Raw genomic sequence first — 23,751 nt, 5'->3', positions numbered from 1 at the left:
ATTTAAATTTACACTTACTAAGGGCATTATTCTTTAATTTTATCTGCTCTTGGATAGATAAATACAGCTTTTCTAAATACTTGAACTCTATCTGGTTCATCAACTGCATAAGCTCTAATAGTCACTGGAATTGGTGTGTCTCTTTCTGCATCATCAATCAACCTTTTTGATGTTTCTAAAATTACAACTTTTTTTGCAAGTTTTCCTGCACTTAGATTAAATGGTCTAAATCTTTTTATATAGATATCTTTATGGTCAATTATTTCTAAGTTATATCTATGGTTTTTTGAATCTGTATTTTGGAATAAGAATAAGAAATTATTTGCAACTATTCCATCATCTTTTATTTTATAAAGTTGTGTTGTTTTATTTACATTTAATAGCATGTACTCTTTTTTACCACCCATTACAAACAAAAGACCAATTATTAGAAGTAAGGCAACACTATACATTATAGTAGACTTTCTAATAACTTTTGTTGGGATATTATTTTTAATATTATTTGCACTTGTCCATTGTACCAATGATTCTTTTCCAAGCTTACCCATAACAGTAGTACAAGCATCAACACACTCTAAGCAGTTGATACATTCTAGTTGTAGACCTTTTCTAATGTCAATATGCGTAGGACACACTGTAACACATGATTCACAGGTTGTACACTCATTTGTAGGGTCTGGCAAATCTTTTGCTTTAAAAATGATTTTTTCTTTTTTATCATTATAAATATCCCCACCTCTATTTGTAGAGTAGATAGCTTGAAGAGTATTATCATCATATAAAACTGATTGAACTCTTGAATATGGGCATACGTAAACACAAAAATCTTCTTTTAACTTTACAACATCATATATTAAAAAGGCAGCAATAGATAAAACAATCCCTATTAGAAACATGTGTTCTGTAGGGTCTTGTAAATATGCAAAAAAATCTTCAGGTGGAACAAAATACCACATAAAGTCAGCAGCTGCAATTAGAGATAAAATAGACCATAAAATAATACCTATAACTTTTTTACTTGCATTTTCTGCTTTTGAATAGTCAGGTTCTTTTTGTTTGTTTTTGATTCTTCTTAATTTTAAAAGTTTAGATTCTATTAAGTCTCTATAAATAACTCTAAAAATAGTTTGGGGACATGCCCATCCACACCATGCTCTACCACCAATCGCAGTAGCTGCAAAAATACCTAAAAATAATAACATCAATAAAAAGGGCATCATGTAAAGTTCTTGCATATCAAATGCAATCCCCATTAGGTGAAGTTGCTTTTTATCAAATGATAATAAAAAGATGTGATTTCCATCTATTCTAATAAACGGAATAGACAAAGACATAATTGTAACAATTAAATAAACATAATACCTATTAAATCTATAGGGTCGTTTCTTAGGAAGCTGGGTAGTATCGGTAGCCATATTTTACCTTTAATAAGATGAGCTTATATTCACTCATCTTTGTTTTTTGAATTATAGAAGATAAGAACTTACAAATAGCATAAAAATTTGATAAGTTTAGCTTATGATTCTTTACTCGTAAGTTTGTTATAAGTAGCTGTTTTTTTAGTTACTTGTTCTATGATAGGAGTAAAATCAAAATTATCTAATTCATTTAGTTTTGGATAAGAAAATATTTTTTCTTCAAATTCTGAGACTATTTTATCTAAGTTTTCGTTATAGTTTATTGTAGGAATGTTTAAATTTGAAATAAATTCCATATTATACTCTTTGTCTTTTCGTAAAAGTAAAACAGGATTGTTGCCACAAGCAATAGATTCAAAGCAACTTTGAAGCGAAGTTGTTAATAAAAACTTTGAATTTGATATGGTATTTATATACTCTTCATCTGTAAATAGTTTAGCAAAATATTTAGATAGTTTTGATTCATTACCTAAAAAGAAGTAGTGTCCTAAAAGTAAGTTTAGTTCTTGTTTTGAGCTACTATTTGTAAGTTCTAGTAGCATATTATTATAATCATCATCCCCAAAAAAAAGAGTTTTTTCTAAAGTAGGATTATCATTTTTTGTGAAAAGTGTATCATCTACAATATAATTAGGTGTATCAACACCCACTTTATAAAGTAATGAACAAAAATCTTTCATATGAGTTTCCATAAAATCTGTGGTTTCATTTGAATCAAATATGAGGATATCATCTCTTTTCATCATATTTGGAAGGTTTGTTAGAACATCTACACTTACATATCTTCTAATGCCAAGTTCTTCTTTTGCATATGCACCAGCTCTAAAATCACATGTACATAAAATAGGATCAAACTCTTTTAATTTTGATGCAATAGCTGAACACTTTCTTGTAGCTTCAAGACCAATATTGTGTCCACTTTTTGCATAAATATAAACTTGCACTGTTTGTCTTTCCTTTTATATCTTGATATTAAAATTCAATAATATTCTAGTTTTTTGGGATTGTACAATGTTTTAGTTAAATTTAACAAAAAAATTCCCTCAAAAAACATGAGAATAATTTAATAAGTTATATACAATAATGATATTAAGTTTAAACCCTATTGAATTTCATTAGAAATAAGATAAAATCTTTTTATAGAATTGTTTAAAGGATATCTAATATGGAAAGTATTATTGCACTTGAAACACTTATTAAAGAAAACGAAGCAAAGATAGTTTTACATAAAGAACAAATTAAAAACCATGAAGCAGGAATAAATAAACTTTCTCGTGTATCCTTTGCTTCAGCAGAAAATTCTTTAGAAGTATCAACAGAACTTATTGAAAAATATAAAAAAATGCTAGCCCAACTTTTAACGATGGATGAAAAAGAACTTGAAGAGAAAGAAAGATTAGTATTTCTTGCAGAAAGAAAAAAATACTTTGATGCACAGCCCTCAAGAATAAAGCTAAATATAGAACAAAGTAATGATAAAAAATTAGAAGTATTAAGAATCATAGAAGAGCTACCTACTGATATTAACTTTGATGATAAAGAACTATTTGAAATAGCAACAAAATCCTTAGAGATGTCCCTTTCAGACCTAAATGACATTTCTAGTAAACTAGCAGATATAAGAAGCGAGTTTCAAGCAATAAAAAAGCAAATAGATGAAGAAGATTTACAAGAGATAGCAACAATTGATTTTCTTCTTCCTATTGTTGTCCTTCATTTTTATGTGTTAAGTTCAAATATAATACAGAATATAAATGAAGGAAATGAAAAAGTTTTACAAAAAAAAGAAATGATATTAAAAGGAAAAACTGTAAAACTTGAAGAGATAACAAAGTCTTTAGAAAAAAACGAAAAACTATTAAAGGAAAAACAATCAGAAAAAAATAGTGATAAAGAAGAGATAGAAAAAATTGAATCTATTATAAAAAGTCTCAATAATGAATTCAATAAAATAAATGAGATATTTATCCCAGAAGTAAAAACAAAAACATTTTCAGGCTTTCCTAAATATCAAGATTGGTGGATAAAAGAGTTGTGGGTGAGTCATCAGGCTTATTTTGCTTTATTTAAATGGAAAGAAATTATTTCTAATTTATGTATTACAACTGAGCAAAAAAAAGCTTGGAGTATAATTTTTGATAGATGGGTCTTTATAAAAAAACTCCTTAATGATAAAGGAAAATTAGCATATGATTATCATTATGCCTTTGATTCATTAATGAGTACTTATGGAGGGATAGAAGAAGAATTAGAAATTAAAAATATAGAATCTATGGAAGTTATCATAAGTGAAATAACTAAAAAAGAAGACTTTTCAAAAAATGTTGGATTTCATAATGTAAATACTTCTTATTTACAATTTAAAATAGAAAGATTAAAACCAAAAGATGAAGGAAAAGATGAAGATTTGTTCTTTTAATAAAGACTAAACTCCTTTGAGTTTAGCCTTAAAAAACAGTTAGAAATTATTACTTAATATTCTCATTTTTTATTGATTTGTTTTGTAAATTTATATATAAATGTATCACATCAACAGCAGCTGGTGTTATACCAGAAATTTCTCCTGCGTTGAAAAGTGTAGGTGGTTTAAACTTTTCTAGCTTTTCAACGGCTTCATTTGATAAGCCAGGGATTATTCCATAGTCAAAATTATCTGGTATTTTTAATTGAAGCATTTTTTTCATTTTCTCTATTTGTTTTTGTTGTTTTTCAACATATCTGTAATATTTAGCTTCAATTATTATTTGCTCTTTAATATAATCATCCAACTCTTTGAACTGTGGACACAACTCATCAAGATGCTCATTAGTTACACCAATTCTTCCTACAATATCTACTAATAAAACTCTATCTTTAATTTTATCTTGTCCTAGTCTTTCTAAAAGTTCAAGATTCTCTTTTTTAGAAGTAAACCATTCATTTTTCATAAAGTCAATTGCTTCTTTTATACATTTATCTTTGAATTGTACTTTTTGTATGGTTTCATCATCTATTAGACCAAACTCATGTCCATATTGACTTAGTCGTAAGTCAGCTCCTTCTTCTCTTAGAAGTAATCTATACTCAGCACGACTAGTAAACATTCTATATGGTTCTGATGTTCCTTTTGTAACCAAATCATCAATTAGTACTCCAATGTATGCTTCATCACGTCTTAGTATAAATGGCTCTTTTTCATCTATTGATAGTGCTGCATTGATTCCTGCCATAAGCCCTTGAGAAGCTGCTTCTTCATAACCTGTTGTTGCGTTGATTTGTCCTGCATGGTATAGGTTTTTTACTTTTTTTGTCTCTAGGGTATGTTTTAGCTCCGTTGGGTCTATATAATCATACTCAATAGCATAACCATATCGCACAATTTTTGCATTTTCTAATCCATCAATAGAGTGAATCATATCTTTTTGAACATCTATTGGTAAAGAAGTGCTAAGTCCATTGATATAATACTCAGTACACATTGCTGTTTGCGGTTCTAGAAATAGTTGATGTCTATCTCTTTCTTGAAATCTACTTACCTTATCTTCAATACTTGGACAATATCTTGGTCCTCGTCCTTCTATTTGCCCTGTAAACATTGGTGCTCTGTGAAAATTACTAGAGATTTTACCATGAGTTCCTAAGTTTGTATATGTGATATAACAGGGATGTTGTTTTGGATTAAAGCTTGACTTATCTGTTCTAAAAGAAAAAGGTACAGGTTTTTCATCTCCTCCATGCTCTTCCATTTTAGAAAAATCAATTGATTTTGCATCAATTCTTGCTGGTGTTCCTGTTTTTAGTCTTCCAACATTTAATTCAAACTCTTTTAGCTGAGTTGATAGGGTAGTTGAAGGTAGTTCCCAAGCTCGTCCTGCATCATAAGTTGAGCTTCCTATGTGAATAAGACCTTTCATAAAAGTTCCAGTTGTAAGGATTACTTTTTTAGCTTTAAACTCTTCACCAAGTTTTGTTTTTACACCACAAACTTCAAGTTCATTTTCACTTGATGTTAATAAAGATGTTACTTCATCTTGGTATATTTCAAGATTAGCAGTATTATGACAAACTTCTCTCATATACTCTCTATATCTATCCATATCAATTTGTGCTCGACTTCCTTGCACAGCTGCACCTTTTGAGGCATTTAGAATTCTAAATTGAATACCTGCACTATCAGTACAAAGTCCCATCTCTCCACCAATTGCATCTAGCTCACGCACTAAGTGACCTTTTGCTAGACCTCCAATTGCAGGGTTACAAGAAGCTGCTCCTATTTGCTCAACTAGCATAGTAATTAGTAGAGTCTTTTTGCCCATTCTAGCACTTACTAATGAAGCTTCAATACCAGCATGACCACCACCTACTACTATTACATCATATTCCATTTTATCTCCATGAATACACAATTATTAAATGTATCTCTATTCTTTTTATGTTTATATTGAAAAGTGCTTAAAAGTTTGATTAATTTTTTAGTGTAGTTTAAAATTGGCTTCTCAATAAGTTTTCGGTATTATACCAAATATTTATGGTTTTACAAAAATTTTAAAGGAAAGCAGTGTTTACAGGACTAATAAGAGAGATGGCTGAGGTCTTAAGTCTCAAATCAAATCTTCTTACACTAAAAGCAAAATATACTCCAAAAATAGGTGATTCAATAGCAATAAATGGCGCATGTTTAACTGTTGTAAAAGTTTCAAGTGGAACCTTTGCTGTTGAGTTATCTCCAGAATCACAAAGTATTCTTGCTATGGAAAACTACAAGGGTAGGGTTCACATGGAACCTGCTATGATGATGGGAGATAGATTTGAAGGACATATTGTACAAGGTCATGTGGACTGTTTAGGTATAATTAAATCAATTACTAAAAATGGTAACTCAACAGACTTTATAATATCTTTGCCAAGTGAATATGCCAAATTCATAATTTCAAAAGGAAGTGTAACTATTGATGGAGTATCACTTACGGTTAATGAAGTTTTAAAAGACTCTTTTAGGTTGACTATTATTCCCCACACTATTGAGAATACTCTATTTAAAAGATACAAAATAGGAACAAAAGTAAATTTAGAGACAGATATGTTTGCTAGATATATTTATAATATGTTTAAAAAAGATGAAAAGAGTGATGATTTAACTTGGGGACAAGTAGATAAGCTTATGGCTTCTTACTAGTTGGTTTTACTGTTGGTATTTTGATTGGTTTTTTAGTAGGAGTTATGACTACTTTTTTTGAATAGATATAAAAAAAGTTTTGTTCTAGGGCATTTATGTAAGGTTCTATTTTTGCTTCTTGCATATCTGCCATTTTTTTGATTGCTACAACTTTTCCTACCTTTAATCCTTCAAAAAAGATATTATCCATCCCTGAAGTTATTACTTCATCTCCAACTTTTATATTTATCCAAATAGGAATAAACTTTGCTAAAAGTGTATTTGAGTTTGAAGTTCCATGTGTAATACCGGGAGCATTATTTTCTCCAATAAAAACAGCATAATTACTTTTTTCATTTCCGTTTAACAAAGCTAATGCTTGATTGCCTTTATTTACAATAATTCCAGCTGCATAATTTTCTGAAATTAGACCCTCTATTTTTGAATCTGTTTTTTTTACATCTAGCCACACTTTTGTAAAATCATCAAAATCTACATATGATAAAACTTTTGCTAGTTTTAAATCAGATTTGTAGTTTTTTAACTCCTCATGCACATCTTTGATTTTTGTTAGTTCTAGATTTTTTTGAGCATACAGTAGTCTATATTTTTTTAAATCTTGGTTTTCTAATGATATGTTTTCAATTGTTTGGGCTTGAAAAAAATATTTTGTTAAAGTCTCTTCAACAATAAGTAGTTTTTCTGTATAAAATTTTTTTATGTCATTTATAAATTTGAAGTTTGAGCTTATTGACTGGTCTACATTGAAAATGTATAGACCAGTCATGATTATAAAAAGAAGAAAAAAGAGTAGTTTATTCATTAGAAATTAATTTTAATAAAGCTTCCTCGTCTAACACTTTGCTTGTACCATAAGCAACAGCTAAAAGTGGCTCATCAGCAACTTTTACAGGTAATTTAATAATGTCAGCTAAGTAAGTATCTAAACCACGAATAAGCGCTCCACCACCAGTTAATGTAACACCATTATCAACAACATCACCAGCTAAATCAGGTGGCATGTCCTCTAATACACTTCTCACTACTGCAACTATTTCTCTAAGAGGTTCTTTAATAGCTGTTCTAACACCTTCACTTCCTAACTCAATAGTAGATAATAGACCAGAATTATCTCTACCTTTTACTCTGATTTTTAACTCTTGGTCAAGCTTAACAGCAGTACCAATTTCTATTTTAATAGTTTCAGCAGTTCTTTCACCTATGTATAGATTATAGTTTTGTCTAACATAATCCATAATAGCTTTATCACATCTGTCTCCAGCTGTTTTGATTGATTTAGATAGAACTAGTCCACCAAGAGATGTAACACCAATCTCAGTAGTACCACCACCAATATCAACAACCACATAACCAGAAGGATCAGATACAGGAATCCCTGCACCAATTGCTGCTGCCATTGGTTCTTCTACTAAAAACACTTCTCTAGCTCCTGCACTTAAAGCTGATTCTTTAACAGCTTTTCGTTCAACTTGAGTAATTCCATAAGGAATACAAATAATGATTCTAGGTCTTATAAAAGATTTTCTTGAGTGAGCTCTTTCAATAAAATATCTAATCATTCTCTCTGTCATTTCAAAGTCTGCAATAACCCCATCTCTCATTGGTCTTACAGCTTGAATATTTAAAGGTGTTTTCCCTATCATTTGTTTAGCTTCAACACCTACGGCTAATATTTTATCTTTCCCATATTTATCATGTTGAACAGCAACAACTGATGGTTCATTGATAATAATACCTTTTCCTTTTACAGAAACGATAGTATTAGCAGTACCAAGGTCGATAGCCATGTCACTAGAAAAAAATCCAATTAATTTGTCTAAAAACATCTACTCTTTCTCCTTTTAAAATTAAGCAATTTTTGGTTCTTTTTTATCACTTACTACATCTTTAGTAATAGTAATAGTTTTCTCTTTGTAGTTTGGTAAATCAAACATAATATCAAGCATAATATCTTCTAAAATTGATCTAAGACCTCTCGCACCAGTTTTTCTCTCTATTGCTTTTTTAGCAATCTCAAGTAGGGCATCTTTATCAAATTTTAAAGTAACATTGTCCATATCAAAAAGTTTAACGTACTGTTTTACAAGTGCATTTTTTGGTTCAGTTAAAATATGAACCATATCATCTTCTGTGATTTCATTTAGTGTAGCAATCATGTGTAATCTTCCAATTAACTCTGGAATTAAACCATATTTTACCAAATCATCTGCTTCAACCAATGATATAAGACCATCTTCGTCTTTTTTACTACTTTTGGTTTGATTAAAACCTAGAACATTGTTCCCTTTTTTTCTTTTGATTATATCTTCTAAACCATCAAAAGCTCCACCACAAATAAATAAGATATTTGTTGTATCCACTTGTATCATATCTTGACCTGGATGTTTTCTCCCACCTTTTGGTGGAACATTTACAACACTTCCTTCGATGATCTTAAGCATAGCTTGTTGAACACCTTCCCCTGATACATCTCTAGTGATTGATCTATTTTCACTCATTCTAGCAATCTTATCAATTTCATCAATAAAAATAATACCAGTTTCTGCTTTTTTAATATCACCCTCAGCTGATTGTAAAAGTCGTGTAATAACGTTTTCAACATCATCCCCCACATATCCAGCTTCTGTTAAGCTAGTAGCATCTGCGATTGCTAAAGGAACATCTAAATATCTTGCAATAGTTTGTGCAAGAAGTGTTTTACCAGAACCCGTAGGACCTATTAGTAAAACATTTGATTTATTTATTTCTGTATCTTCGCCAATTTCATCACGTCTAAAAATTCTTTTGTAGTGGTTATAAACTGCAACTGATAAAACTTTTTTTGCTCTATGTTGTCCAACAACATAATCATCAAGTAAAGCTTTTAATTCACTTGGAGTATGAAGTTTTACTTCTACGGCACTTTCTGTAACTTCACTGCTTGGTAGTTGTTCATTTTCTGCAGGTTCTTTACCACTCATGATATCAAAAGCAGCACTTACACAAGATTTACAAATACAAGCATTATCCCCAGATATTACTGGATTTGCTTTACTGTCTTGTGCCCCACAAAAATCACATTTTAATTTACTCATATATTCTACTTCTCCTGCTTTCTAATAAAAGGAATTCCTCTTTTTGTATTTATAATAAAGTTTGTAAATTCTAAAACATATTTATTATCTTGTGTTTTTACTAATTCATTTGCAACCTCTTGGATAGGTTGTCCTGATTCAAAAATCTCTTTGTATGCTTTTTTTACAGCATTTATATCTTCTCTTCCAAGCCTTCTTCTAAGTCCATTTAGGTTTAGACCTCTAAGATTTGCTCTATTTCCTTCTGCTAAACAAAAAGGTGGAATATCTTGTGTTACTACAGAACCACCACCAATCATTGAGTGGCTTCCAAGTTTACAAAACTGATGAATAGGAGTTAATCCACCAACAACAACATAATCATCAATCTCTACATGTCCTGCAAGTGTTGCTACATTTGCAAAAACACAGTTGTTTCCAATAATTACATCATGTGCAACATGAACATAACCCATAAAAAGGTTGTCATCACCAATTTTAGTGATTGAACCCCCACCTTTAGTACCTGGATTAAAAAGTGTAAATTCTCTTATTTTATTTCTATTTCCAATGATTAGTTCAACATCTTCACCATCATATTTTAAATCCTGAGGGTCAGTTCCAAGTGCTGTATGTGAGTAAATCTTATTGTCATCTCCAATTGTTGTTTTACCAGCAATTATTGTATGTGAACCAATAACATTTCCATTTCCAATTTTTACATTTTCTCCGATGATTGTATATGCACCAATTGTTACATTGTCACCAATAATTGCACCATCTTCTATTATAGCTGTTTTATGGATGTTATTCATCAAATACCTATTTGTCCACTACCATAGCTTTTAATTCAGCCTCAGCAACCAACTTATCATCAACAAAAGCTTTACCATCAAGAACTATTAGAGTTCCTCTTAGTTTTTTTACTTCAATTTTATACTCTAATTTATCACCAGGCTTTACAGGTGTTCTAAATTTTGCTCCATCAATACTCATAAAATAGATAACTTTATTTTTCATCTCTTCATTTGATAAATTATTGCTTTTTAAGGCTAAGATTCCACCAGCTTGTGCCATTCCTTCAAGGATAAGTACACCTGGATAAATTGGATGACCAGGGAAGTGTCCCATAAAAGCAGGTTCACTAATAGAGATATTTTTAAAACCAACGATACTTTTACCTTTTTCCATATCTGTAATTCTATCTACAAGTAAGAAAGGGTATCTATGTGGAAGTATCTCTTGAATTTCTGTAATGTCTAACATATATTTTTTCCTATATATTTTTATTTAAGGCATATATTCTATCAAAATATAAATTAGTTTTGAATTATTTGAGCCACATTCTTAGAACTTCCAAATTTTAGATATTCTCTTAATATTTTTGAATTATCCATAAATTTGTTAGTATCCATCTTTTTATAGTCATTCAAAAGGTTTTCTACGCTTACATTTTCTTGTAAAAATTCACTATGAATTAACTCTTTTTGCATTTTTGAAAAGAAAATATTTGCTAAACCTACTGCTGGAAGTTTTACAAGTCTTGAACCTATAAAATAATCAAGTTTTTTAGCAATATAGCTTAGAGTAAAAGGTGTTCCTATAAGTGCTGCTTCAAGTGTTGCCGTACCACTACATATAAAAGCATAATCACTTTGTTTTAGAGTTTCATGGGCATTGTTTGAAACTGTAAATGATGATATGTCTCCATAAATAGTTTTTATATACTCTTTATCAAACTTTGTAGGGATAATTAAAATATACTCTTTATTTGGGATACTTTTAATGAGTTCTTTAAATATTGGCATAAGATTTATAATCTCATTTTTTCTACTTCCTGGCATAAAAGCTATTTTGTTAGTATTAGAAACAGTAGTTTTGTAATCTGTTATTTCATCAAGTAAAGGATGTCCCACATATGTGATTTTTTCTTTTTTACTGTAATACTCTTTTTCAAAAGGTAAGATTGAACAAAGCTTGTCACAATAGCTTTCAATCTTGGGAATTCTTCCCTTTTTCCATGCCCATGCTTGAGGTAAAATATAATAAATAATCTCTTTATTTGGATACTTCTTTTTAAGAGCTTTTGCTAGGGGCAAATTAAAGCCAGATGAGTCCATAAGTAAAACTTTATCAGCATCTTTTGCCAGTTCTACCATCTCGTCTTTTAGTTTAAAGAAAAAGGGTAATCTTTTTATTGCATCAACAAAGCCCATGATAGCAAGTTGTTCGATATCATAATTTGGATTTCCAAGTTTTTTATCAAATATTCCAAAAAGCTCAATGTCTTTGTTTAGATGTTTTTTTAACTCTGCTAAATGTATGTTTGAAGAAGTTTCCATAGCACTTACAAGAAGTTTCATTTAGATAATTACCTCTTTTACATCTTCATATATTTTTGCATCAATATCAATTTCATATTTTCCTTCAATTATTTCATCAACAATAACAATTGCCGATAAGCCATAAGGGTTTTGAGTGATGTCATTTCGCACTTTTAATTCAGCTTCAAAAGTTAAAGGATGATAAATCAAGTCTTTTACATCTCTATAGTGAGATTGGGTAAAGTCATTAAAAGTATCTACGGTGATTATTTTTACTTCATCTTTATTTAGATAATGAATCTCAGCCTTTTCAAATGCAATTCTTCCACTTGTTTTCCCTCTATTTACTGTTGAATAACATAAAAAGTATGAGGGAACAATTTTTTTGTCTACTTTTACTTTTGCACTTAAAAGTCTATAGTTTAAAAATCTTTGTTTAACTATTCTATATGGAATGTTTGTCTCTTCTAAATTTGTTCTATTATTATATAATTCTAGTCTATATTCTATTGATTGTGGTAGGATTTGGTTAGAAATAGGCAAAAACATCTCATCCATAAGCTTATCTTGACTCTGTCTTTGTGCACTTAGTCCAAATAAACAACCACAATAATTTTGTCTATAAAAAGAGTTTTCTTTTACTACTTTTGCTTGTTCTTCTACACCTTTGCCACTTCTATAATCTTTGAAAATCCATTTTATATTGTATTTTTTTTCTAAATCGTTTCCTATTATTTCAAGCTTTTCTTGGGATTTTTTTGGAGAGATTAAAAGGGTTGTTGTAAATTTATCATGACCTAATTCAATAGCTTTTTTAACAGTTGTTTCTAATCTATCATCATAACAAACAGTGCATCTATCGCCTTTTTCTGGCTCATTTTCTAAGCCTTTAACCTTTTTTAGCCACTCATCAAGATTATAAGGTCCTTCTATTAACTCTATGTTTAATTTATGGCAAGAGTATTCAACATCTTTAAGTCTAAGTAGGTATTCATTATAGGGATGAATATTTGGATCATAAAAAAAACCAACCAACTTTTCATCTGGAAAATCTTGTTGAAGTCTTTCTAAAAAATAGTGACTATCAACAGAACAGCATATATGAACAAGCATTTAAATCCTTTATTTAATCGTATTATAGTAAAATTATTTTCAAATTAAAAGAGGAGCAGTTTTTGATTAAAATATTTATAAGCCTATTATTTACGATTTTGTTTCTAAGCTCATGTGCTCAAAAGCAAATTATTAATTCATCAAGTGCAACAATTTTGATAAAAACTCCTACTATGAAGTTTTATGATAAAGGGTTTATTTCTAAGTTTGAAGATTATACTCAAGTACAAATATATAGTGCAGGAAAAACAGTACTAGATTTAAAAGTATATAAAGACAAAATATGCAAATCAACTTTTGAATGTGAAAGTTCAAAAGAGTTTAATAAAAAGTATTTACACTATTCATATAAAGAAAACTTTTTAAAATTAATTTTTGACAATAGTAAAAAAGAGACAGTTTTTAGAGATAAAGAGCATGATATTTTAATAAAAATAAAAAAAGATTAGATAACTGGATTTACCAGATTAAATATCTTTTTAGCTAATTCATGGGATTTTTCTTCATTTACCCTTGCAGATAAACCTGAAATTCCTACAGTTCCTACAAACTCTCTTCGGTTATTAAAATATGGCACGGCAATTGAAAAAAGTCCAAATTCATACTCTTCAAAGCCAATAGCATAACCCCTTTGCTGAACTAACTCAATCTCTTTTTGTAATTTTGTTACGGTTGTAATAGTATTGACTGTATATTTTTTCAAATCTAAACTTTTTAAATTTACATCTTCAAAAGCTAATAAAATTTTCCCAAAGGCATTTGCATGTAGTGGGGCATGAAGCCCTACTGAGTCTCTTGTTTTTAAAACTCTATTTGATTTATCTATTTGATTTAAATATAAAACTGCATTATTATCCAAAACTCCAATATAAGAACACTCATCTGTTAAATAAAAAATCTCATCAAGTAAAGCTTCTGTTTTTTCTACAATTTTGTCCCTTGACTCTTTTTGAGAGATATTTTTCATAATATCACTCAATACAATCTCTTTAGAGTTTTCAACATACTCTATAAATCCTTCACAAAGAAGTGTTGTAATAAGTCTTGACATAGTACTTTTATCTATGTCATGCTTTTGGCATAAATAGTTTGCTGTTAAAGGCTTATTTGATTTCATAATTGATTTAAGTATTGATAAACCTTTGGTTAAGGACTTATTTTGATTTTGCAATAGTATATCTTTTTGTTTAATTTTTCTTATTTTAACATTTTTTATTTAAATTGGCTTATCTTTGCTTTTATAAAAGCTTAAATATTTCTTGAATTAACTCTTTGGGTAAAAAATGAGTATTTTAATAAGTAATTAGAAAATTTTTATTTTAGATAGTAAGAATTTTGGATTATTTTTTCTCACTATGTGAAACTCATAAAATGGGCTAGTTCTAGATAGCCTATTATATCGATAAAGATAATAGTTATAAAAGTTTTCTTAATTTAAAAACTAATAAAAGAATTTATATTTGAGTTTATATTAGATATGGATTAATTCTCTCACAAGAAAAGGTATTGCTTTAAAAAAAGTAATAAAAAAATAAAATATATAAAGGTAAATATCATGACTTCGTCTATTATAGATTTATCAAAATTAACTGCAAATGATGATTTAAAACCAGTATTAGGTGGGCATTGGCCTGGGATTCAAATATACTATCCTCCAATTAAGTTTAATCCATTGGATGGTAGCTATGAAACTATGGAGCAAGCAAAACTAAGACTTCAAAAACACGCTTACAAGACAAAAGCACACACAGTGTTATTTGACTTAGAAGATGGTTGTAGACAAAAAGCAATGTCTAGAGAGCTTTTAATTCAAGAGTTACCAAAATTTCCAGAGAGAGATTTTCAAATAGCTATTAGAATAAACCCTTTTAGAACAGATGAGTATGAAGAAGATTTAAAAATGTTAAAACAAGTACATAAATATATTGACGCTATAGTTTTAGCAAAAGCTGGTGAAGTTTATGGTGATGCTGAGATTAGAGATTTATCTTCTTGGTTAGTTTCTATTGGTTCAAATTTACAAATTCAACCAATTATTGAGCATCCAAAGTCTCTTAAAATTGCTGATCAGTTAATGAGTCACTCAACAGTACAACATGTTGTATTTGGTATCCATGACTTCTCTAAAGCAATGGCTTACAAAATCACTCCTGAGGGTTGGATAGATGAGTTAGAGACATTCTTTAATATTCTTACAATGGAAGCTAGAATTAAAGGTAAGGGTGTAATTGGTGGGGTTGAAGTTTTACTTACTCCAAACTCTTTACCAGATTCTTGTGTTGAGAAAAAAGATATTAGAAGATGGTTAGATTTACATGGTGATGATGCCTCAAGACACGTTTATGCACATGCTCAAAGAGAGACAGCTATGGGATTAACTGGTAAACAAGTTATTACACCAAATCATATCAATGTTTGTAAAGTAGCATTTACTCCATCTCCAAAAGAGACGGCAAAAGATATTGAGATTTTAAAAGCAGCTCTTGAAGCAGATGCACTTTTAAGTGGTGCAATTAGATATAAAGGTGAGATGTTAGATCCACCAATGTTTGGTAAATCATTACAAAACCTTTTAAGAGGTTATGCTTTAAGAAGTTTAAGTAAAGAAGATCAAGCTTTTGCATTGACAGTATTAAATAAAATGCCAATACATACATTTAAAGAAAACTGGCCATATGGTCAAATATAGTAAGGAATATAATATGAGTTCAACAATAAAAATCGAAGTACCTGAATTTTTAAATATTGGTGTAGCTTGTACATCTGCTCACATAGGAACACCTAAAGAGAATAGTACAGCTATGATAATAGAAGATGACAAATTAGGAACTGATGAGATAACTTATAAAGATTTAGCTACAAAATCAGACCAAGTTGCTAATTTCCTTACAAGTATTGGAATTGGGGCAAGAGATAGAGTTTTAGTTTGTTTAAAAAACTCATTGGCTTATCCTATCTCTTTTTTTGGTGCTATTAAAGCTGGAATTATTGCAGTTCCTACTTCTACACTTTTAAGTGGTTCAGAGGTTAAATATCTTGCAGAAGATTCACAAGCTAGTGCTATTGTATTATCGGCATCTATGTATAAAAACTTAGTGCCATATTTAGAAAATGTGGATAACTTAAAAACAATTATCGTTGCAGCAATTGATAGTGTAGATGAGCTTGAAAAACCAAAAGGTATAAAAGTATACGCTTTAAATGATATTTTAAAAAATGGTGATGCTACCCCAAATCACTATAAATCAAAATCAGGTGAGCCTGCATATTTAGTATATACATCAGGAACAACAGGTTATCCAAAGGGTGTTTTACACTCACATAGATCATTAGTAGGTAGAACTCCGGCAACTGAGTATTGGTTCAACTTTAAAGAAAACGATAGAATTATGCACTCTGGTAAGTTCAATTGGACTTATGTATTAGGTTCAGCTCTTATGGATCCATTATTTAATGGTCATACAGTTATTGCTTATGAAGGTGCAAATGATGCTGGAACGTGGATTGATTTAATTAAAAAACATCAATGTACTATCTTTATTGGAGTTCCAACAATCTATAGACAGATTATTCAAAAGACTGATTTTACAGCAAAAGATTGTCCAAGTTTGAGATATTGTATGAGTGCTGGTGAGCATCTATCTGATGAGATGATTGGATTATGGAGAGATAGATTCAAGCAAGATATTTATGAAGCAATTGGTATGAGTGAATGTTCTTATTATATTTCACACTCAATAAATAAACCAATTAGACCAGGAAGTGCTGGATTTGTACAGCCAGGTCATATTGTAAAACTTTTAGACCCAAACACTTTAGAAGAAGTTGGAACTGAAGAAGAGGGTATGATTTGTATAGGTATGGATGACCCAGGTCTATTTTTAGAGTATTGGCAACTTGATGATGAAACATCAAAAGCTAAACATGATGGATACTTTTTTACAGGTGATTATGCTAAAAAAGATAAAGATGGATATATCTGGTTCATAGGTAGAAAAGATGATATTATCAATACTTTTGGATTTAGAGTATCTCCACATGAGATTGAAAGAGTTGTAAAAACTCATGATTTAGTAGCTGATTGTGTTGCTTTTGGACTTGAAATTGGAAAAGATAAAGTAATAGTTGCAATTGCAGTTATTGGACATACAGATTTAACACAAGAGCAAGAAGATGAGGTATTAGCCTTTTCTCAAGCTAATTTAGCAAAATATAAAGCACCAAAAACAATTTTTGCACTTAAAGATTATCCAAGAACTAAAAATGGAAAGGTTCTGCGAAAACAACTTGTAAAACAGTTACATGAACAATATCATGCTAAAGAGAGTGGTGAAGAAGTTATTGAGTATAAAGCAAGAAGATCAATGATTTTTGTTCCAGCTTATAATAAAAAGTTTGTAAAAAAAGCAAAAACAATTCTTGCAGATACTGTTGTTTTTGATTTAGAAGCTATTTTACAAGAGCAAAAAGAGACTGCAAGAAATGTGATTAGAGAAGTATATAAAGAAGAGGGTTCAAAGTTTGGAGAATCTGAGAGAGTATTAAGAGTAAACGCTGTTGGAAGTGAAGAGTTTAAAAAAGATATGGAACTAGCTTCTGAACTTGAAGTAGATGGTATTTTATTTTCTTTAATTGAGACAGTTGAACAAGTATTAGAAGCTGAAAAAGCTCTAATGGAAGTTAATCCAAACCTTACAATGATGGTTATGATTGAAACTCCACTTGCGATTTTAAACTCACCTGATATTTGTGCATCAAGTAGCAAATTAGAAGTTGTAGTTGTAGGTTCTAATAACTTATCAAACAGACTTCAAATAGATATTAAAAGAGGCTCAAAAGCGATGTTTAATTATCTAGCACGTATTGCCTTATCTGCAAAAGCTTATGGTAAAACAGTTATTGATGGACCTCATTACGATGTTCATGATGAGTTTGCTTGTGAAGCTTCAACAAAAGATGCCTATGACTTAGGTTTTGATGGTAAAGCTCTGATTCATCCAATACAAGCTGAGTATATCAATGATATCTTTACTCCAAAACGAAAAGAAGTTCAAGAGTATGAAGAGATGATTGCTAAGTTTGATGAAGCTGCAAAAGATGGAAAAGAAGTGATTCAATACAAAGATAAACTTGTTGATAGTAGTAGAATTAAATGGGCTAAAAAGATGATAACATTATATGAAACATATAAGTCATTGGGTCAAAATTTATTTGGTAAATAAGGAGTAAGAATGTCTAAAATAAACTTAGGTAACTTTTTTGAAGATTTTACAATCGGTCAAAAAATAGTTCATCCACTTCCAAGAACAATTACAGATGGTGATGTGTCTTTTTACATCGCCCTAACTGGAAGTAGATTTGCTTTACATTCATCTGATTTGTTAGCACAAAAGATGGGATATGAAAAAAAACCTCTTGATGATTTGTTGATGTTCCATTTAACATTTGGGAAATCAGTTCAAGATATCTCTTTAAATGCTATTGCAAACTTAGGTTATGCAGAAGTGAGTTTCCCAAATCCTGTATTCGTAGGTGATACAGTTAGACTTGAAACAGAAGTTATTGGATTAAAAGAGAATTCAAATGGTAAAAGTGGAGTGGTTTATGTTCACTCTATTGGATATAACCAAGATGAAAAAGAGGTATTAAACCTTAAAAGATGGGTTATGGTTCATAAAAAAGATAAAGAGACAATCTTAGGTACAAATAGTGTTCCTACTTTTGAAAAAACTCTTCCAATATCAAGCAGTATTAATATCCCAGTTCAAAAAGATATTGATACAGATGCAAGTGGTGGAAAATACTTTTTTGAAGATTATGAAGTAGGTGAGAGATTAAATCATCCAGAGGGAATTACTGTTGATAATAGTGACCATACTTTAGCAACAAAACTTTATCAAAATAATGCAAAAGTACATTTTGATGATTTTATGATGCAAAGTAGCCCTATGAAACAGCGACTTATGTATGGAGGTCATGTTATCTCTATAGCTAGAAGTAACTCTTTTAATGGTTTACAAAATGCACAATGGCTTTATTCAATAAATAGTGGAGCTCATGCAAATCCAACATTTGCAGGAGATACTATCTATGCGTTTACTGAGATTGTTGAGACAATAGAACTTGATAACAGAGATGATATTGGACTTTTAAGATTAAGAACAGTTGGTCTTAAAAATATGAAAGCTCAAGATGTTGAATCTACTTTTGATGAAAATGGAAAGTATATTAAGAATGTAGTTTTAGATTTAGATTACACAGTTGTAATCCCAAGAAAACAAAAATAAATTTAATAGTATTACGATAGAGGCAACTCGTTGCCTCCTTTAGGATTTTGCTTCTTTTAATGGGAATTTATTTCCCATGATAAAAAGAAGACATTAAACAAAAAGGTCCCTTTTAAAATTGAGGGACGAAATTTAAAAAAGGAAAATAATATGACACACCCTAATGAAGCACTATTTGAATCTGGTAAATCTTTACCAATCATCCCAACTTGTGAGCACTTTGCAGGTAGCGAGAAACTTATTTTAAAAGGTTTCGAGATGCAAAAGAAACTTGGACCTGTTTTTGATATCACTTGTGATTGTGAAGATGGAGCTGAGACTGGTAAAGAAGTTGAACACGCAGAGATGATTGTTAGAGTTGTAAACTCTGATGCTAACCCTTATGCAATGGCAGGAACAAGAATCCATGATGCTGCACACCCTGACTGGAGACAAGATGTTGATATCTTAGTTCCTGGTGCTGGTGAAAAGTTAGCATATATAACTTTACCAAAATCAACTTCTTATGAAGATGCAAAAATGCAAATTGAGTATATTCAAGATGTAGCTAAAAAAGCAGGAATTACTAGAGAGATTCCTATTCATGTGTTAATTGAAACTCATGGAGCACTACAAGATGTAGAAAAAACTGCAACTTTACCTTGGTTACAAGTTTTAGACTTCGGTCTTATGGACTTTGTATCAGGTTACCAAGGAGCAATCCCAGCTATTAACATGAGAAGCCCAGGTCAATTTGAGCATAGATTAATTGGAGCTGCAAAAGCAAAAGTATGTCAAGCAGCTATTCAAAATCATGTTATTCCTTGTCACAATGTTACATTGGATTTAAAAAACCCATACCAAACATTTAAAGACGCAGAGAGAGCAAGAAATGAGTTTGGATTTATGAGAATGTGGTCAATTTACCCAACACAAGTACAAGCAATCGTTGATGCAATGAAACCAGACTTTACAGAACTAGAAGCTGCACAAAATATTTTACTAGCAGCTCAAGATGCTGAGTGGGGACCTATTCAATATGAAGGTGAACTACACGATAGAGCAACATATAGATACTTTTGGGAACTAGTTCAAAGAGCACACTTCTCAGGGGCTAAACTGTTAGATGAAGTAACTAAAAGATTTTTTGCTTAATTAAAATTCTTAAGCTGAGTTTATAGATAAGAGGGTAACCTTTTATCTATAATTTAATATGAAAGGATATATGATGAAAAAGCTCGTCAAGGTCGCCAACTATGGTGAGAAGAGTTTAAACCCCAGGTAGATTTTTAGACAATATAATTTAACTACCCACATAAACTTCACGAAAAAATTCTCACTCAAATAAATAATCATCCAAAACAAAAAAACACATTGTCACAAATTTAAAAAATTGAAGGCAAAAAAATGAATAGACATAATATAAAATTAGATGAATTAAAAGATTATTTAGGATTTGGTGTTGCAGGAAATTTTGCAAACCATTTAGGAGAAGCTGGAGAAGCTGATGAATTCTCAGTAATAAAAACAGATGAAAAAGATGCTCCAAAGGGATTGTTCCCTTTTTATATTCCAAATCATGATAGCTTTTTAGCACAGTTTCCCATTTGTACAGATGAGATAAATCATAACGATATAGAACATTTGCAAGTTGAAGCTGAGGTTGGATTAATCTGTGATTTTGTATATGAAAATGACAAACTAGTAGACTTAAAACCAAAATACTTTGGGGCATTTAATGATTGCTCAAATAGAATCCAAGATGGAAACAAACTAAGTACTAAAAAGAACTGGGGAAAAGGCTCAAAAGGTATTGCCCATGATTTTATAGAAATAGATAGTTTTGAAGAGGATGGTATCTTAAATAAGTTTCATATTGCTTCATTTATTAGACGTGATGGAATTTTGAGAGATTATGGAACAGTTAGTGCTGTAAGATCGTATTCTTATTTTTTCAATCAACTTAAAACATGGATGATAGATAAGTTTAATACCCAAGAGGATTTGGGACCATTGGAAGAGTTGCCACCTTTTTTGAAAGATATAAATAAGCACAAAGGTTTGTTAATAGCCGCGGGTGCTACAGCATATACAGAATTTGGGAAACATCACTTTTTAGAAAAAGGGGATGAAATTTTTATATATGTTTATAATGCTCACTTCCATTCATTTGAAGATATTATGCAAGATATGGCAGGCTCTGATGTTTTCTTATCCCAGTGTTCTAAACTTCATCAAATAGTTAAATAAACTTTTTCAATAATCTCTTTGTTTTTTGTTATATAATTAACAAAAAAGAGGAGGGATTATCATGAAGTATAGAATTGAAAAAGATACTATGGGTGAAATCAAAGTCCCAAATGATAAATATTGGGCAGCCCAAACCCAAAGAAGTTTGGAAAATTTCCCCATAGGTATTGAAAAAATGCCCCAAGAGATAATCAAAGCCTTTGGGTATTTGAAAAAATCTTGTGCAATAGTAAACTATGATTTACAAAAACTTTCCCTAGAGAAAAAAGATGCCATAAGTAAAGTGTGTGACGAAATTATTGAGGGAAAATTAGATGATAACTTTCCTTTGGTAGTGTGGCAAACAGGAAGTGGAACCCAGTCAAATATGAACCTAAACGAAGTCATATCTTCAAGAGCGAGTGAGCTTTTAGGAAAAGATTTTAGAAGTGAAAAGTCAATTCACCCAAATGATGATGTAAATAAAGCCCAAAGTTCAAATGACACTTTCCCAAGTGCCATGAGAATAGCCTTTGTCTTAGAGATACAATCTCAACTAATCCCTGCAATAAATCAACTTAAAAATACCCTAGAAAATAAGTCTAAAGAGTTTGAAGATATTATAAAAATAGGACGAACACATCTACAAGATGCTACTCCACTTACCTTAGGTCAAGAGTTTTCTGCTTATGTGGAGATGTTAGAAAAAGCTCTAAATCAAATAGATGATAGCATGAAATATATAACTGAACTTGCCATTGGTGGAACAGCAGTTGGAACAGGGCTAAATGCTCACCCTGATTTTTCGCGCCTTGTTTGTGAAAACTTGAATATTAATACAAAAACAAAATATAAGTTTCTTTCTCATCCCAATAAATTCCACTCTTTAACATCACACGATGGAGAAGTTTTTTTAAGTGGAGTTTTAAATGCCCTTGCTTCAAATCTTATGAAAATAGCAAATGATATAAGATGGTTAGCCTCAGGTCCACGATGTGGAATAGGGGAGTTAAGTATTCCAGAAAATGAACCTGGAAGTTCAATCATGCCTGGAAAAGTAAATCCAACCCAAAGTGAAGCTATGACTATGGTAGCTGTGCAAGTCATGGGGAATCATACAACAGTAAGTGTTAGTGCTAGTCAAGGTAACTTTGAGTTGAATGTATTTAAGCCTGTTATTGCCTATAATATTTTACAGTCAATTAGGCTTTTGAGTGACACAATGAAGGCTTTCAATGATAATTGTGCAGTAGGAATAGTAGCAAATAAGAAAAATATAGAAAAGTATCTAAATGACTCTTTGATGTTAGTAACAGCTCTAAACCCATATATAGGATATGAAAAAGCTGCTCTTATTGCAAAAACAGCTCACAAAAATGGAACAACTCTAAAAGAAGAAGCTGTGAAATTGGGTATATTAACTCAAAAAGAGTTCGAGCAGTATGTTAAACCCCAAGAGATGGTAAGACCTAAAAACTAAAGGTCAACCATCGCCTTAAATTTAACTCCACTTCTTCCTATGTTTTCTACATTGATGTGCATCTTTTCATTGATTCTTTCATCTTCGATAAACTGTTTTTTTATCTCTAAAATAAGAGGTGTAGTTTTTCCTGGGATTTTTACAGTGTCATAATACTCACAAAAAAGTGCACTTTGTGAAGATGAAATCATAGGTGGAAAATCTTCCAGTACTTTTTGCACTTCAATTGAATACTCTTCAATTTCACTTTGCTCTTTTGCTAACATAGTTGATGAGAGTTTTACTTGCTCAACATTGTCTTTGTTTACAAAACAGATTGTTGCTTTTTTTGTTTTTAGAATATTTGCTAAACTATCTTTTGGGCTTCCGTCCTCTTTTATTCCAATTGCAACTATTAAAGCTGCTGGATTACTTGATATTGGTATAAAATATGAAAATGGAGCTGCATTTAATACTCCATCATCATCTGTTACTATCCAAGCAATTGGTCTTGGAACAACAGTGTCTGACATAATTTTATATCTATTTAAATCGTTTATCTCTTCATAATCAAGAATCATTAAAGTACCTTTTTTTTATTTATTATATTTAGTTTTTGGTTAATGCCCTTTGAAACCTTTAAGTGCTCATTAATCAATTAAATCATAAAATAACTAAAAAAATAGCTATTAATAAAGGATAAAAGATAAAAATAATTTTTATACTTATATTTA

Annotated in this window: 21 protein-coding genes; 9 read left to right on the top strand and 12 right to left on the bottom strand. The window is 30.5% G+C overall.

The window, feature by feature from the left end; genetic code table 11:
• Positions 1-26 precede the first annotated feature (26 nt).
• Together ccoG and ACNI28_RS05880 are read right to left on the bottom strand one after the other, a co-directional pair.
• Positions 27-1,415, bottom strand: coding sequence for a cytochrome c oxidase accessory protein CcoG (gene ccoG / locus ACNI28_RS05885; protein ID WP_419766291.1), 1,389 nt, complete (start codon positions 1,413-1,415; stop codon positions 27-29).
• Between the two features lie 101 nt (positions 1,416-1,516).
• Positions 1,517-2,362: a hypothetical protein gene (locus ACNI28_RS05880; RefSeq protein ID WP_419766290.1), complete on the bottom strand. Its 846-nt coding sequence runs from the start codon at positions 2,360-2,362 to the stop codon at positions 1,517-1,519.
• A gap of 221 nt (positions 2,363-2,583) precedes the next feature.
• Here ACNI28_RS05880 and ACNI28_RS05875 point away from each other — a divergent pair, with 221 nt between their 5' ends.
• Positions 2,584-3,837: an exocyst complex component 4 gene (locus ACNI28_RS05875; RefSeq protein WP_419766289.1), complete on the top strand. Its 1,254-nt coding sequence runs from the start codon at positions 2,584-2,586 to the stop codon at positions 3,835-3,837.
• Positions 3,838-3,886: 49 nt separating this feature from the next.
• On the opposite strand, the gene mnmG is transcribed toward ACNI28_RS05875, so the two are convergent.
• Positions 3,887-5,782, bottom strand: a complete 1,896-nt coding sequence (gene mnmG / locus ACNI28_RS05870) for a tRNA uridine-5-carboxymethylaminomethyl(34) synthesis enzyme MnmG (protein WP_419766288.1) — start codon at positions 5,780-5,782, stop codon at positions 3,887-3,889.
• 173 nt (positions 5,783-5,955) lie between these two features.
• On the opposite strand from mnmG, the gene ACNI28_RS05865 reads away from it, so the two are divergent.
• Positions 5,956-6,573, top strand: a complete 618-nt coding sequence (locus ACNI28_RS05865) for a riboflavin synthase (RefSeq protein ID WP_419766287.1) — start codon at positions 5,956-5,958, stop codon at positions 6,571-6,573.
• Here the strand turns inward: ACNI28_RS05865 and mreC are convergent.
• The 7 genes from mreC to ACNI28_RS05830 are packed head-to-tail and all read right to left on the bottom strand — an operon-like array spanning position 6,557 to position 13,063.
• Positions 6,557-7,339 (bottom strand): rod shape-determining protein MreC, encoded by a 783-nt coding sequence (mreC, locus tag ACNI28_RS05860; RefSeq protein WP_419766286.1) that lies wholly within the window; start codon positions 7,337-7,339, stop codon positions 6,557-6,559. The genes ACNI28_RS05865 and mreC overlap by 17 nt on opposite strands.
• 28 nt (positions 7,340-7,367) lie before the next feature.
• Complete coding sequence (locus tag ACNI28_RS05855) at positions 7,368-8,399, bottom strand: rod shape-determining protein (RefSeq protein WP_419766285.1); 1,032 nt, start codon at positions 8,397-8,399, stop codon at positions 7,368-7,370.
• 21 nt (positions 8,400-8,420) lie between these two features.
• On the bottom strand, positions 8,421-9,647 hold the full coding sequence (clpX, locus tag ACNI28_RS05850) for an ATP-dependent Clp protease ATP-binding subunit ClpX (RefSeq protein WP_419766284.1): 1,227 nt from the start codon (positions 9,645-9,647) through the stop codon (positions 8,421-8,423).
• Between the two features lie 5 nt (positions 9,648-9,652).
• Complete coding sequence (lpxA, locus tag ACNI28_RS05845) at positions 9,653-10,441, bottom strand: acyl-ACP--UDP-N-acetylglucosamine O-acyltransferase (protein WP_419766283.1); 789 nt, start codon at positions 10,439-10,441, stop codon at positions 9,653-9,655.
• 7 nt (positions 10,442-10,448) lie between these two features.
• Complete coding sequence (fabZ, locus tag ACNI28_RS05840; protein WP_419766282.1) at positions 10,449-10,892, bottom strand: 3-hydroxyacyl-ACP dehydratase FabZ; 444 nt, start codon at positions 10,890-10,892, stop codon at positions 10,449-10,451.
• 53 nt (positions 10,893-10,945) lie between these two features.
• Entirely contained in the window at positions 10,946-11,989 is a 1,044-nt protein-coding gene (gene lpxB / locus ACNI28_RS05835; RefSeq protein WP_419766281.1) for a lipid-A-disaccharide synthase, read from the bottom strand.
• Positions 11,990-13,063, bottom strand: a complete 1,074-nt coding sequence (locus tag ACNI28_RS05830) for an epoxyqueuosine reductase QueH (protein ID WP_419766280.1) — start codon at positions 13,061-13,063, stop codon at positions 11,990-11,992. It lies immediately after the preceding gene.
• A gap of 62 nt (positions 13,064-13,125) precedes the next feature.
• Between ACNI28_RS05830 and ACNI28_RS05825 the strand changes: the two genes are divergently transcribed.
• On the top strand, positions 13,126-13,512 hold the full coding sequence (locus ACNI28_RS05825) for a hypothetical protein (RefSeq protein ID WP_419766279.1): 387 nt from the start codon (positions 13,126-13,128) through the stop codon (positions 13,510-13,512).
• Here ACNI28_RS05825 and ACNI28_RS05820 read toward each other — a convergent pair.
• Positions 13,509-14,234, bottom strand: coding sequence for an IclR family transcriptional regulator (locus ACNI28_RS05820; protein ID WP_419766278.1), 726 nt, complete (start codon positions 14,232-14,234; stop codon positions 13,509-13,511). The two genes, ACNI28_RS05825 and ACNI28_RS05820, sit on opposite strands and share 4 nt — an antisense overlap.
• 384 nt (positions 14,235-14,618) lie before the next feature.
• On the opposite strand from ACNI28_RS05820, the gene ACNI28_RS05815 reads away from it, so the two are divergent.
• The 6 genes from ACNI28_RS05815 (at position 14,619) to fumC (ending at position 23,038) form a co-directional block, all read left to right on the top strand.
• Positions 14,619-15,752 (top strand): HpcH/HpaI aldolase/citrate lyase family protein, encoded by a 1,134-nt coding sequence (locus tag ACNI28_RS05815; protein WP_419766277.1) that lies wholly within the window; start codon positions 14,619-14,621, stop codon positions 15,750-15,752.
• 13 nt (positions 15,753-15,765) lie between these two features.
• Positions 15,766-18,285, top strand: coding sequence for an aldolase/citrate lyase family protein (locus ACNI28_RS05810; RefSeq protein WP_419766276.1), 2,520 nt, complete (start codon positions 15,766-15,768; stop codon positions 18,283-18,285).
• A 9-nt stretch (positions 18,286-18,294) separates the two neighbouring features.
• Complete coding sequence (locus tag ACNI28_RS05805) at positions 18,295-19,350, top strand: MaoC family dehydratase (RefSeq protein WP_419766275.1); 1,056 nt, start codon at positions 18,295-18,297, stop codon at positions 19,348-19,350.
• Positions 19,351-19,500: 150 nt separating this feature from the next.
• A complete protein-coding gene (locus ACNI28_RS05800; protein ID WP_419766274.1) occupies positions 19,501-20,484 on the top strand; it encodes an HpcH/HpaI aldolase/citrate lyase family protein in 984 nt (327 codons plus the stop codon).
• A 252-nt stretch (positions 20,485-20,736) separates the two neighbouring features.
• Positions 20,737-21,579, top strand: a complete 843-nt coding sequence (locus ACNI28_RS05795) for a DUF5718 family protein (RefSeq protein WP_419766273.1) — start codon at positions 20,737-20,739, stop codon at positions 21,577-21,579.
• A gap of 61 nt (positions 21,580-21,640) precedes the next feature.
• Complete coding sequence (gene fumC, locus ACNI28_RS05790) at positions 21,641-23,038, top strand: class II fumarate hydratase (RefSeq protein WP_419766272.1); 1,398 nt, start codon at positions 21,641-21,643, stop codon at positions 23,036-23,038.
• Here fumC and ACNI28_RS05785 read toward each other — a convergent pair.
• Positions 23,035-23,598 (bottom strand): flavin reductase family protein, encoded by a 564-nt coding sequence (locus ACNI28_RS05785; protein WP_419766271.1) that lies wholly within the window; start codon positions 23,596-23,598, stop codon positions 23,035-23,037. The two genes, fumC and ACNI28_RS05785, sit on opposite strands and share 4 nt — an antisense overlap.
• Between the last annotated feature and the right edge of the window lie 153 nt (positions 23,599-23,751).

The sequence above is a fragment of the Arcobacter denitrificans (SeqCode) genome (assembly GCF_048571185.1).
In the GTDB taxonomy this organism is placed as follows: Bacteria; Campylobacterota; Campylobacteria; order Campylobacterales; family Arcobacteraceae; genus Arcobacter; species Arcobacter denitrificans.
Note: the sequence above shows the minus strand (reverse complement) of the source record. Positions and strands in the feature narration are given on the sequence as shown.